The 16120-nt window shown below is 63.7% G+C and carries 15 protein-coding genes and 1 riboswitch; of the genes, 14 read left to right on the top strand and 1 reads right to left on the bottom strand.

Annotated elements, in window-relative coordinates; translation table 11 throughout:
• The first annotated feature begins 341 nt into the window (after positions 1 to 341).
• The 13 genes from cobT (at position 342) to O3299_RS25335 (ending at position 13226) form a co-directional block, all read left to right on the top strand.
• Positions 342 to 1382 carry a nicotinate-nucleotide--dimethylbenzimidazole phosphoribosyltransferase gene (gene cobT, locus O3299_RS25275; protein WP_305063472.1) on the top strand — a complete coding sequence of 347 codons (1041 nt, stop codon included), beginning with the start codon at positions 342 to 344 and terminating at the stop codon, positions 1380 to 1382.
• Between the two features lie 4 nt (positions 1383 to 1386).
• Complete coding sequence (locus O3299_RS25280; protein ID WP_305063473.1) at positions 1387 to 2193, top strand: adenosylcobinamide-GDP ribazoletransferase; 807 nt, start codon at positions 1387 to 1389, stop codon at positions 2191 to 2193.
• A 5-nt stretch (positions 2194 to 2198) separates the two neighbouring features.
• Positions 2199 to 2753 (top strand): histidine phosphatase family protein, encoded by a 555-nt coding sequence (locus O3299_RS25285; RefSeq protein WP_305063474.1) that lies wholly within the window; start codon positions 2199 to 2201, stop codon positions 2751 to 2753.
• Between the two features lie 44 nt (positions 2754 to 2797).
• A riboswitch (cobalamin riboswitch) is annotated at positions 2798 to 3040 on the top strand.
• A gap of 126 nt (positions 3041 to 3166) precedes the next feature.
• Positions 3167 to 5029 (top strand): TonB-dependent receptor domain-containing protein, encoded by a 1863-nt coding sequence (locus tag O3299_RS25290; protein ID WP_305063475.1) that lies wholly within the window; start codon positions 3167 to 3169, stop codon positions 5027 to 5029.
• Between the two features lie 85 nt (positions 5030 to 5114).
• A complete protein-coding gene (locus O3299_RS25295) occupies positions 5115 to 6140 on the top strand; it encodes an iron ABC transporter permease (RefSeq protein ID WP_305063476.1) in 1026 nt (341 codons plus the stop codon).
• Positions 6141 to 6147: 7 nt separating this feature from the next.
• On the top strand, positions 6148 to 6915 hold the full coding sequence (locus O3299_RS25300; RefSeq protein WP_305063477.1) for an ABC transporter ATP-binding protein: 768 nt from the start codon (positions 6148 to 6150) through the stop codon (positions 6913 to 6915).
• 1 nt (position 6916) lies between these two features.
• The gene (cobO, locus tag O3299_RS25305) at positions 6917 to 7549 is read left to right on the top strand and encodes a cob(I)yrinic acid a,c-diamide adenosyltransferase (RefSeq protein WP_099665407.1); all 633 of its coding nucleotides are present in this window, start codon (positions 6917 to 6919) and stop codon (positions 7547 to 7549) included.
• Positions 7550 to 7556: 7 nt separating this feature from the next.
• Positions 7557 to 8123: a bifunctional adenosylcobinamide kinase/adenosylcobinamide-phosphate guanylyltransferase gene (cobU, locus tag O3299_RS25310; protein WP_305063478.1), complete on the top strand. Its 567-nt coding sequence runs from the start codon at positions 7557 to 7559 to the stop codon at positions 8121 to 8123.
• Complete coding sequence (gene cbiB, locus O3299_RS25315) at positions 8117 to 9070, top strand: adenosylcobinamide-phosphate synthase CbiB (RefSeq protein WP_305063479.1); 954 nt, start codon at positions 8117 to 8119, stop codon at positions 9068 to 9070. The genes cobU and cbiB overlap by 7 nt, the downstream gene beginning before the upstream one ends.
• Positions 9063 to 10049: a threonine-phosphate decarboxylase CobD gene (gene cobD, locus O3299_RS25320; protein WP_305063480.1), complete on the top strand. Its 987-nt coding sequence runs from the start codon at positions 9063 to 9065 to the stop codon at positions 10047 to 10049. The genes cbiB and cobD overlap by 8 nt, the downstream gene beginning before the upstream one ends.
• The gene (locus O3299_RS25325) at positions 10046 to 10957 is read left to right on the top strand and encodes a cobalamin-binding protein (protein ID WP_305063481.1); all 912 of its coding nucleotides are present in this window, start codon (positions 10046 to 10048) and stop codon (positions 10955 to 10957) included. The genes cobD and O3299_RS25325 overlap by 4 nt, the downstream gene beginning before the upstream one ends.
• Positions 10954 to 11775, top strand: a complete 822-nt coding sequence (locus O3299_RS25330) for an ABC transporter substrate-binding protein (RefSeq protein ID WP_305063482.1) — start codon at positions 10954 to 10956, stop codon at positions 11773 to 11775. Before O3299_RS25325 ends, O3299_RS25330 begins: the two co-directional genes overlap by 4 nt.
• Positions 11772 to 13226 carry a cobyric acid synthase gene (locus O3299_RS25335; RefSeq protein ID WP_305063483.1) on the top strand — a complete coding sequence of 485 codons (1455 nt, stop codon included), beginning with the start codon at positions 11772 to 11774 and terminating at the stop codon, positions 13224 to 13226. Before O3299_RS25330 ends, O3299_RS25335 begins: the two co-directional genes overlap by 4 nt.
• A 3-nt stretch (positions 13227 to 13229) precedes the next feature.
• Here the strand turns inward: O3299_RS25335 and O3299_RS25340 are convergent, their stop codons facing one another.
• On the bottom strand, positions 13230 to 14387 hold the full coding sequence (locus O3299_RS25340; RefSeq protein ID WP_305063484.1) for a hypothetical protein: 1158 nt from the start codon (positions 14385 to 14387) through the stop codon (positions 13230 to 13232).
• A gap of 207 nt (positions 14388 to 14594) precedes the next feature.
• On the opposite strand from O3299_RS25340, the gene O3299_RS25345 reads away from it, so the two are divergent.
• Positions 14595 to 16067, top strand: coding sequence for a DHA2 family efflux MFS transporter permease subunit (locus tag O3299_RS25345; RefSeq protein ID WP_305063485.1), 1473 nt, complete (start codon positions 14595 to 14597; stop codon positions 16065 to 16067).
• Positions 16068 to 16120: the final 53 nt, after the last annotated feature.

Genomic DNA, 16120 nt, shown 5'->3' on the forward strand with positions numbered 1-16120 from the left:
CGAAGATCGCTGCTGCACTTACATCAAATGTCCACACTTATCGACTGTTAATTGTTAAAGAACTGTATTCGGTACTGCTTTCGCGCTATCGACAAAGCGTTGTGTTTGTCAGCTGCGAAGAAGGAAGAGTATGAAGCATTTCGCTAAATCCGTCAACACCTTCTTTACTACTTATCGCCGTTTCCGGTGATCCTCAACTGCCGCATTTGACTGCGTCTCATTGGGGAGGCGAACTATAGCAAAGCCGTCCACGCCCCGCAAGCGCTATTTTGCAGTTGGGCAAATATTGCTGTGTGATATCGTAGCGCCGACCATACCCTGCCTCATCCACATAGATTCCCATGCCTATCCCACACATCAGCCCCACCGCCAATCCCGCCCTGGCCAGCGCACTCGAACATGCCATCAACAGCAAGACCAAGCCATTGGGCAGCCTCGGCATGCTGGAAACCCTGGCCCGTCAAATCGGCCTGATCCAGCAAAGTACGCAACTGGCGCTGCACCAGCCCGCCATCATCGTTTTCGCTGCCGACCATGGCGTCGTTGCCGAAGGCATTTCTGCCTATCCACAAAGCGTGACCTGGCAGATGGTGGAAAACTTCCTAGGCAATGGCGCCGCCATCAATGTCTTTGCCCGCCAGAACGATTGCGCCTTATATATAGTAGACGCTGGCGTGAACCACGATTTCGGCCCGCGCGACGGCTTGCTTGACCGCAAACAAGGTCCCGGCACCCGCAACTTTGCCAAAGAGCCCGCCATGAGCCGGGAGCAGTGTCTGGCCGCCATGCAGGCGGGAATGGACCTGGTCGCCAGCCTGGACGGCAATGTGCTGGGCTTTGGCGAAATGGGCATCGGCAACACCACGGCCGCGGCAGCACTGATGCACAAGCTGACCGGCACGCCCGTTGCCGATTGCGTCGGCGCCGGCACGGGCCTGTCGAAAGAGGGCGTACTACATAAACAGCAAGTGATCGAAGCGGCCGTCGCCCATCATGCGGCAGTCGATGAGCCGCTCGACGTGCTGGCCACCTTCGGCGGTTTCGAAATCGCCATGATGGCCGGCGCCATGCTCAAGGCGGCCGAACGGCGCATGATTCTGCTGATCGATGGCTTCATCGTCAGCAGCGCCCTGCTGGTGGCAGCCCGTTTGCAGCCAGCCATTCTCGATTACTGCGTGTTTTCGCACTGCTCCGATGAAAACGGTCACCGCCAACTGCTGGCCAGCCTTGGCGCGCGTCCGCTACTGCACCTCGATTTGCGCCTCGGTGAAGGCACGGGTTCCGCGCTGGCCTTGCCGCTGCTGCACGCGGCCGTCAACTTCATGCGCGAGATGGCGACCTTCGCCTCGGCCCAGGTCAGCGAAAAGTCCACGCCAGACTAATACCATGGCCAATCCCGTTTCCGCCGCAATCCACCAGTGCCGTCTGTTCTTCATCGCGCTGCAGTTCTTCACGCGCCTGCCCATCCCGCGCTGGGTGGGTTTCGAGCCGGCTTGGCTGCAGCACGCCTCGCGCTACTTCCCCCTGGTGGGTCTGGTGGTGGCAGCCATCAGTGGCGCCGTGTATCTGTTGGCCAGCTGGCTGCTGCCTTCTGCGGTGGCCGTGCTGCTGGCCATCGCCGCCGGCATTTACCTGACGGGCGCCTTCCATGAAGATGGTTTCGCCGACATGTGCGACGGCTTTGGCGGCGGCTTGACGCGCGAGCGTGTACTGGAAATCATGAAGGACTCGCGCATTGGCGCGTATGGCGCCATCGGCATCATCTGCCTGCTGGCCATCAAGTGCACGGCGCTGGCCTCGTTGCCGCCACACATCGTCGTGGCGACACTGTGCATCGCCCATCCTTTGTCCCGCCTGGCCGCCGTCTCGCTGATCCGGTTCATGGACTATGCACGCGACGAAGGCAAGTCCAAGCCCATGGCGCAGGAAATGCGCACGGGTGAATTCATCATCGCCACCGTCTGCGGCCTGCTGCCCGTCATCGTGTGCGGCGCTCTGGGGATATTCGACTGGGCCACGCTGGTCTTTGCCGTCGTGGTGACGGCAGCTGCCGCTTTCTGGCTGGGCCGCAAATGCCAGCGCCGCCTGCAAGGCTACACGGGCGACTGCCTGGGCGCCGTGCAGCAGGTGGCGGAAGTGGCGGTCTATCTGGCCATCCTGTCCAGCTTTCAACCTCCACTGCGCTTCTATTAACAAACATGCGCCTGATCCTCGTCCGCCACCCCGCGCCGCAAGTCACCAGCGGCACCTGCTATGGCCGCAGCGACGTGGCGGTGGCGCCGCACGAAATGGCCACGGTGCGCGCCAGCTTGCAGGCAACCTTGCCGCCGCATGTACCGCTGTATACCAGTCCGCTGCGCCGCTGTGCCGACCTGGCGACAGCCTTGGCGCAGGACTTGCCCGCAAGCGCCCTGCGCTTCGACGCGCGGCTGGCGGAGATGGATTTCGGCGCGTGGGAAATGCAGCCCTGGCACGCGATTGCGCGCGCGGAAATCGATGCCTGGGCAGCCGACCTGGCCTGGCACCGCCCCGGCGGGGGCGAGAACGTGCTGGCGATGGCCGCCCGCATCGACGCGTTTCTAGGCGATCTGTTGCGCGAACAACACGAAACGGTCGTCATCATCTGCCATGCGGGCACCATCCGCCTGCTGTCGGCACTGCAAGCCCGGCTGCCATTGGAGGAAACAGCCCTGCTGGCCGCCCATTCTGCCCATAAAATCGCCTACGGTGCGACGGTCGTCGTCGATTTCTGATACTGAATTGTCCAGCCGACCATGTCAGTCCATGCCTGCTGCACGTATAATGGCGGGGTTTTGGTGCCCGCGTTCATGTCCATGAGCGCAGTTAAACGGGAAACACGATGCCGCGATCGCGGCGAGCGTGTGCTGCCCCCGCAACGGTAAGCAAGTGTCGCCCCTCCCTACCGGAAACGGGCGACAAGCTATCTCTGACAACCACTGTGCTTGCAATCATCGAGCATGGGAAGGTGAGATAGCCGTACTTGCCAGCCCGGATACCGGCCAGGACAGGTGGAAGTGTGCGAACGGGGATGTTCGCGATCCGAATGGCCCATGGCCATCTTCGATCGTCATCTTCAGTTCCCACTTCTGTTCAATCTGGCCTACGGGGACGTCGGCTGGTTGCATATTACTTACTGAAAATTATCATGACCCATGCTGTTTCCCGCCACGCGGCCCTCACGTCGCTCGCGCTAGCCATTGCCGCGCCTGCCGCTTTCGCCCAAGCCACGCCAGACACCTTCGATCCCATCGTCGTTACCGCCAACCGCTACCCGCAGCATCTGAGCGAAGTATTGAGCGATACGCAGACCATCAGCTCGGAAGACATCGCGCGCTCGGGCGCCGGCACGCTGATCGACCTGCTGCAAAAGCAGCGCGGCATCGAAGTCAATCGCAATGGCGGCCCAGGCACAAGTTCGAGCGTATTCATTCGCGGCGCGAACAGCAACCAGAATATCGTGCTGGTCGACGGCGTGCGCATTGGCTCCGCCACATCGGGCGCTGCCAACTGGAGCGCCCTGCCGCTGTCGAGCATCGACCACGTTGAAATCGTCTACGGCCCACTGAGCACCATGTATGGCGCCGATGCTGTCGGCGGCGTGATCCAGATCTTTACCAAGAAAGGCGACGGCGCGACGCGCTTTTCCGCCTTCGCCGGCTACGGCCGCGACAGCACCCGCCAGGTGGAAGCCAGCGTTGCCGGCTCTACCGGTGGCAACAACAGTTTCAGCTACGCGCTGACCGCGGGCAAGGAAAAATCAGATGGCTATTCCGCCACCAAACCTGGTAATTCTTCCTATAACGGCGATAAAGACGGCTACGACAAAGAAAGCGTCAGCGGCCAGTTTGGTTATCAGATGGCGAAGGGACATGACGTCGGCCTGGTTTTCCTGAACAGCAAACTGGATGCACAATACGATGCGGGCTTGAACTTCGACGCACGCAACTACAATAAGCAGGAAAGCGCCTCTGTCTTCACGAAGAACCAGTTCTTGCCGAACTGGACCAGCGAGCTGCGCTACGCAGAATCGAAGGACAAACTTACCTCAGTTTCCGCGCTCGGCTCCTCCGGCAGAAGCCAGTTCGACACCAAGCAAACTGACATCAGCTGGCAAAACGATATTCTCATTGGCCGTGATACTTTGCAATTACTGGGTGAATACCGTGACGAAGATGTCGTGAGCTCGACCAAAGGCCTGTCCGGCGGACGCAATACAAAGTCTTTCGCGGCATCGTACAACCTGGTACGCGGCGCCCACCTGGCCAGCATCAGCGGCCGTCGCGACGACAGCTCGGCGTTTGGTACGCACAACACGGGTAGCGTCGCCTATGGCTATCGTTTCAGCAATGCCTTGCGCGCCAACGCCAGCTATGGCACCAGTTTCCGCGCACCGACCTTCAACGATCTCTACTACCCTGATTTTGGCACCCCCACGAACAAGCCAGAAAAAGGCCGCAATGCTGAAATTGGATTGCACTACAACGACGGCCAATCGCAACTGAGCGTGATCTACTACCATAACAAGATTACCGATATGATCAACTATGTGTCGGCTTGCCCAGTTATTGGATGGAAACCAGGCTATGGCTGCAGCACGAATGTCGACAAAGCCCTGCTCGAAGGCGTGACGCTGGCTGGCGCGCACAAGTTCGGCGCCTTCAACGTCAGTGGCAATATCGACCTGCAATATCCACGCAATGAATCCATTGACAAGCAACTGACACTCCGCGCGAAAAAGCACGCCAATTTCGCTGTCGATTACACGACAGGTCCTTTGACCGCCGGTACGGAATGGCAGTTGTCGGACAAACGTTTTGCAGATCCTGCCAACAAGACCACCCTCGGTGGCTATGGCTTGCTGAACCTGTACACCACCTACCAGTTCGCACGCGACTGGTCGGTGCTGGCACGCTGGAACAACATCACCAACAAAGACTATGAACTGGGCCGTTTCTATGCGACGCCACGCTCGAACCTCTTCGTTGGCGTACGCTACGGCATGAAGTAACCGCGTCGTAATGATGTAAGCTGCGGGCGATGGCATGCCGTCGCCCGCAGATGCAGTTCTGCAGTCCCCGTTTTTAAGGCAGTACATGCACCCATTTTTCCGCAATATGCGCCACCGCGCCACCGTAATCCTCACGGTGCTGATCGCGTGCGCGGTTGCCAGCCTGATTTTCTCCGGCATGATCGGTTCGATCGCGATCCCGCTCGCCGACCTGCCTTCCGCCCTGTTCCATGTCGTGCAGGGCAAGACCGATACCCTCGCCGCCACCCTGCTCGACCTGCGCCTTGGCCGCGCGCTGACCGCGTTTGTCACCGGCGCGGCACTGTCGCTGGCCGGCCTGATGATGCAGGCGCTGCTGCGCAATCCCCTTGCCGACCCCTATGTGCTGGGCATTTCCGCCGGCGCCTCCGTCGGCGCGCTGGCCGCGCTGCTGTTCATGTGCGCGTTGTGGGTCGTCGACGCGGCCGCCTTTGCCGGTGCCGTCGGGGTGTCCATGCTGCTATACTTTTTTGCCCGCCGCGACCTGCGCGGCGGTACGGCGACCGAAGGCGGCGCCTCGCTCTTGCTGCTGACGGGCGTGATCCTGGCTTCGGCCTGCATGGCCATCGTCACCCTGATGCTGTCCATCGCCCCGGAAAGCCGCTTGCGCAGCATGGTGTTCTGGATGATCGGCGACCTGTCCGGCGCTCCCGCGCGGCTGATGCCCTGGCTGGTCCTGGCAGGCGCCCTGGTCTTCGCACTGCGCTGCGCGCGCTCGCTGAACGTCATGGCGCTGCACGCGGAAGCGGCCAGCACCCTGGGCGTGCGCGTAGGCGCCCTGCGCAAGGGACTGTTCTTCTGTTCCGGCCTGCTCACGGCCAGCGCCGTCACCAGCGCCGGCAGCGTGGGCTTTGTCGGCCTGATCGTGCCGCACGCGCTGCGCTTTGCCTGCGGCCCCGACCATCGCCTGTTGATACCGGCTGCCGCGCTGGCCGGCGGCACCTTCCTCGTACTGGCCGACACGCTTGCGCGCACCGTGCTGGCACCGTTACAGCTGCCCGTCGGCGTGGTCACGGCCATGATAGGCGCGCCCGTCTTCCTGTACCAGCTGCATCGATTGCGCAGGAGATGAAACAAGCATGATACGCACCTACCAACTAGGCCTGAAGGCAGGCACGCGCTCCCTCGTGGAAAACCTCACCTGGCACATCAAGGATGGCGAATGCTGGAGCGTGATCGGCCGCAATGGCGCGGGAAAAAGCACCTTGCTGCGCACCCTGGCCGGCTTGCGCGAACCGGATGCGGGCCACGTGACGATACAGGGCCGCGCCCTGGTCGACTGGCCGCTCGACGAACTGGCGCGCGAACGGGCCTTCCTGGCGCAGGCGCGGCACGATGCGTTCTCGTACCGCGTCATCGAAACCGTGCTGTCGGCGCGCCACCCGTATCACGACAACCATTACTGGGAAGGCAGCGACGACCAGCGCATCGCCCTGGCGGCGCTGGCGGCGATGGAAGTCGAACACCTGGCCGAGCGCGACGTGCGCAGCCTGTCCGGCGGCGAGCGCCAGCGCGTGGCAATCGCCGCCATGCTGGCGCAGGATACCCCCTTGCTGCTGCTGGACGAACCGGCCAATGCGCTGGACCTGGCGCACCAGGTCAGCGTCATGGGCCTGCTGTCAAAGCTGTGCCGCGAACAGAATAAAACCGTGGTGATGGTGGGGCATGACCTGAACCTGGCGCACAGCGTCTCGACCCATGCGCTACTGCTGATGGGCGACGGCGGCTGGCTGGCCGGTCCAGTGGCCGAGGTAATGCGGGCATCCATCCTGGGCGACTACCTGGGTCACCCGATCGAGATCATCGATCACGGCAAACGCAAGATATTCATACCGAAAGAGGACTGACATGAGCGACAAGAAGACAATCGATGCGGACACCGCGGCCATCAACGAACGCCACCGCGTACGCATGGAACGCAAAAAAGCCATCATCGACGCGGCCATCGCCAAGGCCGACAAGGAAATCGGCATCATCATCGTCAACACGGGCAATGGCAAGGGCAAGAGTTCGAGCGGCTTCGGCATGGCCATCCGCGCCATGGGTCACGGCATGAAAGTGGGCGTGGTGCAGTTCATCAAGGGCGCCATGTCGACGGGCGAAGAAAAATTCCTGCGCCGCTTCCCCGATGAAATCAGTTTTCATGCGATGGGCGAAGGCTATACCTGGGAAACGCAAAACCGCGAGCGCGACATCGAAAAGGCCGAACTGGCGTGGGAACAGGCGAAGACCTTCCTGGCCGACCCCAGCTACGGCCTGGTGCTGTTCGACGAGCTCAATATCGCCCTCAAATACAACTACCTCGACGTGCATAAAGTCATCGCCGACCTGCTGGAACGCCCGGCCATGCAACACGTGGTCATCACGGGCCGCGGCGCTCCGGACGAACTGATCGCCATCGCCGACACCGTCACGGAAATGGCCGTTGTCAAGCATGCCTATGCGGCCGGCATCGGCGCGCAAATCGGCACCGAGTGGTAACAGCGCCATGACGCGCACCCTGGTCTTCGGCGGCGCCCGTTCCGGCAAGAGCGCCCATGCGGAAACGCTGGCCCGCGAGTCCGGCAAGGAAGTGATCTACATCGCCACCGCGCAGGCGGGCGATGCTGAAATGGCCACGCGCGTCAGGCACCACCGAGCGCAGCGCCCGGCCGAATGGACAACACTGGAAGAACCGCTGCGCCTGGGCGACGCCATCCTGCGGGAAGCACTGCCAGGCCGGCTGCTGCTGGTCGACTGCCTGACCCTGTGGTTGACGAATCTGATGTTTTCCAGCGGCGAGACCTATCCGGACGTAGGCGACATCGTCCTGCCTGAACTGTTCCACAGCGAGCGCGCGCACCTGCTGTATGCGCTGGCCGAAAGCGAAGACACCGGCTGCGACCTCGTTCTCGTGTCGAACGAAGTGGGCATGGGCATCGTGCCCTACGGCGCCATCTCGCGCTGCTTCACCGATGAAGCGGGCCGTTTGAACCAGGCCGTGGCGGCCGTGTGCGACAACGCCGTCTTTGTCGCCGCCGGCCTGCCGCTGCACCTGAAAGGCGGCCCATGCTGAGCGGCTTGTCGCTGCCCATGCTGGCTGCTTTGATGGCGGCCGGCGTGCTGCTCGACCTGCTGCTGGGCGAGACGCGCCGCTGGCATCCGCTGGTGGGCTTTGGCCGCCTCGCCAGCGCGCTGGAGTGCCTGCTGAACCGGGGCCGTGGGCGCTTCCTGCGCGGGGTGCTGGCGTGGTCGCTGGCCGTGCTCCCCATCAGCTATGCCGCCTACTGGCTGTGCGGCCTGGCGGGCGCCGCCCTCCACGTTTTCCTGCTGTACCTATGTCTGGGCCTGCGCAGCCTGCGCGACCACAATCAGCCCATCGCCGACGCCCTGGCCATCGATGACCTGGACAACGCGCGCCTGCTGACGGCGCGCATCGTCAGCCGCGACACGGCCAATGCCGACGCGGCCAGTCTGGCCAAGGCCAGCACCGAATCCCTGCTGGAAAACGGCAACGACGCCGTGTTCGGCACCCTGTTCTGGTTTGCCGTGGCGGGCGGCCCCGGCGCCGTGCTGTTCCGCCTGGCGAACACGCTGGACGCCATGTGGGGCTACCGCAATACACGCTACAACTGGTTCGGCTGCTGCGCCGCGCGCATCGACGACCTGTTGAATTATCTGCCGGCGCGCCTGACGGCCCTGTCCTACGTCTTGCTGGGCAAGACCATGGCCGACAAAAAACGCGCGTGGCAGTGCTGGCGCAGCCAGGCACCCAACTGGGGCAGCCCGAACGCGGGGCCCGTGATGGCCAGCGGCGCCGGCGCCCTGGGACTGGCCCTCGGTGGCGACGCCATCTACGACGGCGAGCTGGAACACCGCCCGCCTTTGGGTAGTGGCCGTTCCGCCGAAGCGCGCGATATCGACCGCGCCTGGCGCCTAGTGGCCGAAACGGCCGTGCTGTGGCTGATCTGGGTGGCGCTGCTGGCAGGCCTGTTCTACCTGAAGGGAAAATACCTTGCTTGAACATGGCGGCAACCTACGCGACGCCGCGCGCGAATACGGCAGGCCACTGGAAGACTGGATCGACCTGTCGACCGGTATCAACCCGCACTGGTATGCAGCGCCAGCACCGAACGCCAACGCCTGGCACCGGCTGCCGGAAGCCGATCCCGCGCTGGCCGCTGCCGCCTGCGCGTATTACAGCGCGCCAGCCATGCTGCCCGTGGCCGGCACGCAGGCCGCCATCCAGGCCCTGCCCCGGCTGCGCGCGCCGTCGCGCGTGGTGGTGGCCGCGCCGTCGTATGCGGAACATGCGCACCACTGGGGCCAGCACGGCCACCAGTTGCAGCAAGTGCAGTATGCGCAGCTGGCCGATGCGGTGGAGCATTGCGACGTGCTGGTGGTCTGTAATCCGAACAATCCCACGGGAGAGCGCATCGCGCCCGAGCTGCTGCTGGAGTGGGCAGGCAAGCTGGCCGCGCGCGGCGGCTGGCTGGTGCTCGATGAAGCGTTTGGCGACACGGAAGCGTGCGCCAGCCTGGGCTCCCACTCTGCCCGGCAGGGACTCATCGTGCTGCGCTCCATCGGCAAATTCTTCGGCCTGGCGGGACTGCGCCTGGGCTTTGTCGCCGCCCATCCAGCCTTGCTGGCGCAGCTGGCCGACCTGCTGGGGCCATGGGCCGTCAGCGGCCCGGCGCAGCACGTGGCGCTGGCCGCCCTCGCCGACACGCACTGGCAGGTGGCGATGCGCGAGCGCCTGCGCGGCGAAGGCAAGCGCCTGCGCCAGCTATTGGCAGCGCACGGCATCGCCAGCAGCGGCACGGCGCTGTTCCAGTGGTGGCCGGAAGAGCGCGCCGAAGCGTTCTGGCGCCACATGGCGGAATCGGGCATCTGGGTGCGCCTGTTCCGCCACGCCGCCCACGGCATCCGCCTGGGCCTGCCCCCCGACGAACATTCCTGGCTGCGCCTGCAGCAGGCCCTCACCACATGGAAACACATATGAACCACTTGAAAACAGCACTGCTGCTGACCGGACTGGTCTCGCTGCAGGCGCAGGCAGCCATCACCGTGCGCGACGACGACGGCAATACCGTCACCGTGCAAAAACCGGCGCGGCGCATTCTGGCGCTGGCGCCGCATGTGACGGAACTGCTGTTCGCGGCCGGTGGCGGCGACAGGATCGCCGGTGTCGTCAGCTATAGCGACTACCCGGAAGCTGCAAAGAAGATCACGCAAGTGGGCGACAACCGCCAGTACGACATGGAACGCATCATCGCCCTGAAGCCGGACCTGATCGTCGTGTGGATGCATGGCAGCGCCGAGCGCCAGATTGCCATGCTGCGCCAGCTGAAGGTGCCCATCTATCACAGCGAACCGCGCAAGCTGGCCGACATCCCCGACAGCATGGAGCGCCTGGGGCAGCTGATGGGAACGGAAAAAACCGCCAAACCGGCGGCGGCCCAGCTGCGCGCCAAACTGGCCAGCCTGACGGCGCAATACGCGCAGCGCCCGCCCGTGCGCGTGTTTTACCAGGTGTGGGACAAACCCTTATATACCTTGAGCGGCGCGAGCATCATCAGCGATTCCATGCGCGTGTGCGGCGCGCAAAATGTCTTTGCCGCGATGAAGGTGGTGGCGCCCGTCGTCACGCCGGAAGGCGTGCTGCAGGAAGACCCGGAAGTCATCTTCGGCACCAGCGAAAAAAGCGATCCGCGCAGCGAAGGCGGCCTGGCCATGTGGCGCGCCTTCCCGTCGATGACGGCCGTGCGCAAGAATAACCTGTTCCGCCTGAACGGCGACCTGCTGAACCGCGCCGGCCCGCGCATGATCGAGGGCACGGCCGCCATGTGCGAACAACTGGAAGTGGCCCGCCAGCGCCGCAACACGCCCGCCGCCAAGGCCGCGCCATGAGTCACGCAGCGAGTCACTACCAGCGCATCGCCTGCCTGTCGACGGAAGCCGTGGAGACGCTGTATGCGCTGGGCGCGGAAGACGTCATCGCGGGCATTTCCGGCTTTACCGTGCGCCCTCCCCGCGCGCGCGAGGAAAAGACCAAGATCAGCGGCTTTTCCTCTTCCAGCCTGGAGCGCATCCTGGCCGTCCAGCCAGATCTCGTGATCGGTTTTTGTGACATGCAGGCCGATATCTGCCGCGACCTCGTCAAGGCTGGCATCGAAGTGCACCAGTTCAACCAGCGCACGGTGGAAGGCATCCTGCGCATGATCGGCGTGCTGGCCGCACTGGTGCAGCGCGAGGAAGCGGGACGTGAACTGATCGCCAGCCTGCGCGTCGACATCGCCGCCGCCCGGGCTCGGGCCGCAGCCTGGACGCGCAAGCCCGTGATTTACTTTGAAGAGTGGAACGATCCGCTGATGAGCGGCATCGGCTGGGCGGCGGAATTGATCGGCATCGCCGGCGGCGCCGACGCCTTCCCGGAATTGTCCGCGCAGCCGGGCGCGAAAGAGCGCATCATCGCCGATCCGCAAGAGGTGGTGCGGCGCGCGCCCGACATCATCATCGCCACCTGGTGCGGCAAGAAGTTCCAGCCGGCGCAGCTGACGGCACGCCCGGGCTGGGATACGATTCCCGCCATACGCAATGACATGCTGTTCGAGATCAAGTCGCCCGACATTCTTTCGCCCGGTCCAGCCGCCATCACGCAAGGCTTGCGCCAGATCAGCGACATCATCGCGCAGTGGCAGGAGAATCAGAAAGAGCGGCAGGCATGAAGAGTCCCTTCCCCGCCCTGATGGTGCAAGGCACGACGTCGGACGCGGGCAAGAGCACCGTCGTCGCAGCCCTGTGCCGCCTCTTGAAACGCCGTGGCGTGACGGTCGCGCCGTTCAAGCCGCAAAACATGGCCTTGAATAGCGCGGTGACGAGCGACGGCGGCGAGATCGGCCGCGCGCAAGCCCTGCAGGCGCTGGCCTGCGGCATCGCGCCGCACACGGACATGAATCCGGTGCTGCTGAAGCCTTCGTCGAACACGGGTGCGCAAGTGATCATCCACGGCAAGGTGCGCGCCGAGATGGATGCGCGCGACTACCAGCAATATAAAACCATCGCCATGGGCGCCGTGCTGGAATCGTACGCGCGCTTGCGCCAGCAGTACGACGCCGTCGTCGTCGAAGGCGCGGGCAGCCCCGCCGAAGTCAATTTGCGCGCGCGCGACATCGCCAACATGGGCTTTGCCGAAGCCGTCGACTGTCCCGTGATCCTGGTGGCCGACATCGACCGTGGCGGCGTCTTCGCCCACATCATCGGCACCCTGGCCTGTTTGTCCGACAGCGAACGGGCGCGCATCCTTGGCTTCGTCATCAACCGCTTCCGCGGCGATATCTCGCTGCTACAACCCGGCATCGAGTGGCTGGAACAGCAGACGGGCAAACCCGTGCTGGCCGTGCTGCCCTACCTGCAAGGCCTGTTCCTCGATGCGGAGGACGCCGTCGAAGCCATGCAGGCCGAACGCGGCGCCTTCAAGGTGGTGGTGCCGCAACTGCCGCGCATCAGCAACCACACGGATGTCGACGCGCTGCGCGCCCATCCCGATATCGACCTGCAATTCATCAAACAGGGACAGCCGATTCCAGCGGCCGACCTGGTGATCCTCCCCGGCAGCAAGAACACGCGCGGCGACCTGGCGTGGCTGCAGCAGCAAGGCTGGCCCGCCTACCTGGCGAAACACCTGCGCTATGGCGGCAAGGTGCTCGGCATTTGCGGCGGCTTCCAGATGCTGGGGCAGTCCGTACTCGATCCGCTGGGCGTGGAAGGCGCGGCGGGAGAGTCGGCGGGGCTGGGTATGTTCGACATGGCGACGGAGCTGACGCGCGACAAGCGGCTGGAACAGGTGCGCGGCCACTGCGCGTTTGCCGGCGCGGCCGATGCGCCCGTGGCAGGCTATGAAATCCACATGGGCATTTCGCATGGCGCGGCGCTGGCGCAGCCGGCTTTTGTCATCGACGGCCGTCCGGAAGGGGCGGTATCGGGCGACGGGCAAATCCTCGGCAGCTATTTGCACGGCATGTTCGACACGCCCGCCGCGTGTGCGGCGCTGCTGCGCTGGGCGGGGCTGGACTCCGGCCACACGGTGGATACCGCCGCCCTGCGCGAGGCCAGCCTCGAACGCATCGCCGATGCGGCCATCCCGCTGCTGGCGGCCCTGGATCGCATCAATCGCTAACGATTATTTTTTCAGGCACATGCCCATGTACGAGCGGTCGGTCGAAAATTCGACGGCCATGCTCGATGACACGGGCATGAACATCGAATAGTCGGCCGGCACGTCGGCGGGGTCCTTGAACACGGCGATGCCATCGACATCGACGGCCTGCGCACCCAGGCCCAGCTTGTTCAGGGTCACGTTTTCCGCGTGCACCTTGCCCGTGCCGTTATTTGTGATGGTCGCCGCATTGCTGGCGATGTCGATCTTGCCCGTCGTGCCACCCTGCGCCGCACAGGCGTAGCTGCCATTGATTTCCGTGCCGATTTTCTGCTGTCTGGCCGCCACGATGGTGCCCACGCGCAGGACGTTTTCCTGATTGCGGCTGTAGCGGTCGATGAACAGCGCCAGCCCCCGGTCCCCCGCATGCACGTGCACGATGCCGAAGTCCTGGCTGCCCTGGCGGGCGACGAGCAAGCCGTTCTTCGCATCCTTGACCAGGGTCAGGCTGGCGTTTTCCGCTTCCAGCAGCGGCGATACTGGCGAGCACACGCCTTGCGCATTGAACACGCCGCCATTGCACAGTTGGGCCGCCCCGTCGGCAGCGATCCTGAGACTGCCTTTCGGATTGAAACGGTCACCGCCGTTCGAGGCATTGCGCATGCCGCCCAGGAAGATATAGTTGCCGGCCAGCTTGGCCACATCACCCACCGCATAGCCGGTGCCGCTGACGGTCGAGACCATGTTGCCCAATTTGATATTGCCAGACAGAAGACGCGTGCGCGCATCGACGGTGACGCTGAAATCCGTTGCCGTGTAGGTGGTGAAATTGCCGGTGGTGGACGCGGTAAACGTGCCGCTGCGGTCGCTCAAGCCGAACTGCGTCGACAGCACGCGGATAGTGTAGGTTTTCTTGACGCTGTCGAACGTGATGCGCCAGGTGTCGCCGATATCGGCAGCCACGTCATACACGCTTTCATCGACGCTGGCACCGGCAATGACGCTCAAGCCGGCGTCCCTGGCCACGGCAACTGACGCCACCGTCACGCTGTCGGCGGGAACGACGGGAGGCGTCACGACGGCCGGCGGTGTCACCGGCGTCGCTGGCGTGCCGCCATCGCTGCCTCCACCGCATGCGGACAGGGCCGCGCCCAGGACAAGGAACGTAAGTGCATTTTTCATGTGGTGTGACTTTCGGGAAAGAGGAGGCCGACGCTGTCAGAAAACACATGCTAGCCTTGCCCGCAATCTATTGCCATAGAACAAATGTTCCATGGACTGAGCCCCCGGCACGCTGCCAGAATGACGGGCGCGGGCGGCACGCGGGCGCCATTTATGTGACAATTCATCGTACTGTCGGCTCCGTTTCTCCTCCTCAGGCTCACATCCATGACCAGTTCCCCCATTAAAAGCTACCTTCCCTGGGTGGTCGCCACCGCCTTGTTCATGGAGCAACTCGACTCCACCATCGTCAACACCGCCATCCCCGCCATGGCCGCCAGCCTCAACGTTACGCCGCTGAGCCTGAAAGCCGTCGTCACCAGCTACATCCTGAGCCTGGCCGTGTGCATTCCCATCAGCGGCTGGATGGCCGACCGCTTCGGCACGCGGCGCGTGTTTTCCGCCGCCGTCGCCATCTTTACCCTCGCCTCCATCCTGTGCGGCCTGTCCGTGAACGCGCCCATGCTGGTGGCCGCGCGCCTGCTGCAAGGGGTAGGCGCGGCGATGATGATGCCGGTGGGCCGGCTCACCATCATCCGCACCTTTCCCAAGTCGCAACTGCTGGCGGCCATGAATTTCGTCATCATCCCCGCGTTGATCGGTCCCCTGCTGGGCCCCACGGTCGGCGGGCTGATCGTGCACTGGCTGTCGTGGCGCGAGATTTTCTTCGTCAACGTGCCCGTCGGCCTGGCGGCGCTGTACCTGGCGCACCGCTACATGCCCGATTACTACGGCGACAAGCCCCGTCCGCTGGACCTGATCGGCCTCGTGCTGTTCGGCACGGGCATCGCGCTGCTGTCATGGCTGCTGGAAATTTTTGGCGAACACCGCATCGACGGCACCTCGTTTGCCGTGCTGCTGTTCATCTCCATCAGCCTGCTGGCCGCGTATGTCTGGCATTCGAGCGAAGTGCTGCATCCGCTGCTGCGCCTGACCCTGTTCAAGATCCGCACCTTCCGCGTCTCCGTGGTGGGCGGCTTCGTCACGCGCCTGGGCGTGGGTGGCCTGCCCTTCCTGCTGCCGCTGCTGTACCAGTTGGGCCTGGGCTTGCCCGCCTGGCAATCGGGCTTGCTGATGATGCCGTCGGCCGCTGCCGCCATGGGCATGAAATTCATTTCCGCGCGCGTGCTGGCCCGCTTCGGCTACCGCCAGGTACTGATCGTCAACACCGTGCTGATCGGCGTGACCATCGCCATGTTTTCGCAGGTGAGCGCGGGCACGTCCCTGTACGTCATCGTCGCCATCAGCCTGTGCATGGGCTTTTTCAATTCACTGCAGTTTTCCAGCATGAATACCATCGCGTATGCCGACGTCGACAAGAACGATTCGAGCATGGCCAGCACGATCGCCAGCTCGATGCAGCAACTGTCGATGAGCTTTGGCCTCGCCTTCGGTTCACTGATCACGGGCTGGTACCTGGGCGACATGCCGCAGTCGGACCGCGCCATGCTCAGCACGGCCCTGCATCACGCCTTCCTCACCTTGGCCGCCCTGACGGTGCTGTCCTCGCTGACCTTCTGGACCTTGCGCCGCGACGATGGCGAAAGCATCAGCAAGGGCACGGACAGCGACGAGGAGGATGCGGCCGACGTCAAGGCCCAGGCCGCTGTGCAGACGGAAGTGCAAACCACGAAAGGCTGAGCCACATCAAGCTTGCCGCCAGCGCCGCTGGTACTTTTTCCTGACGCTGCTAT

The organism is Janthinobacterium sp. SUN176 (assembly GCF_030587335.1).
Lineage (GTDB): Bacteria > Pseudomonadota > Gammaproteobacteria > Burkholderiales > Burkholderiaceae_D > Janthinobacterium > Janthinobacterium kumbetense.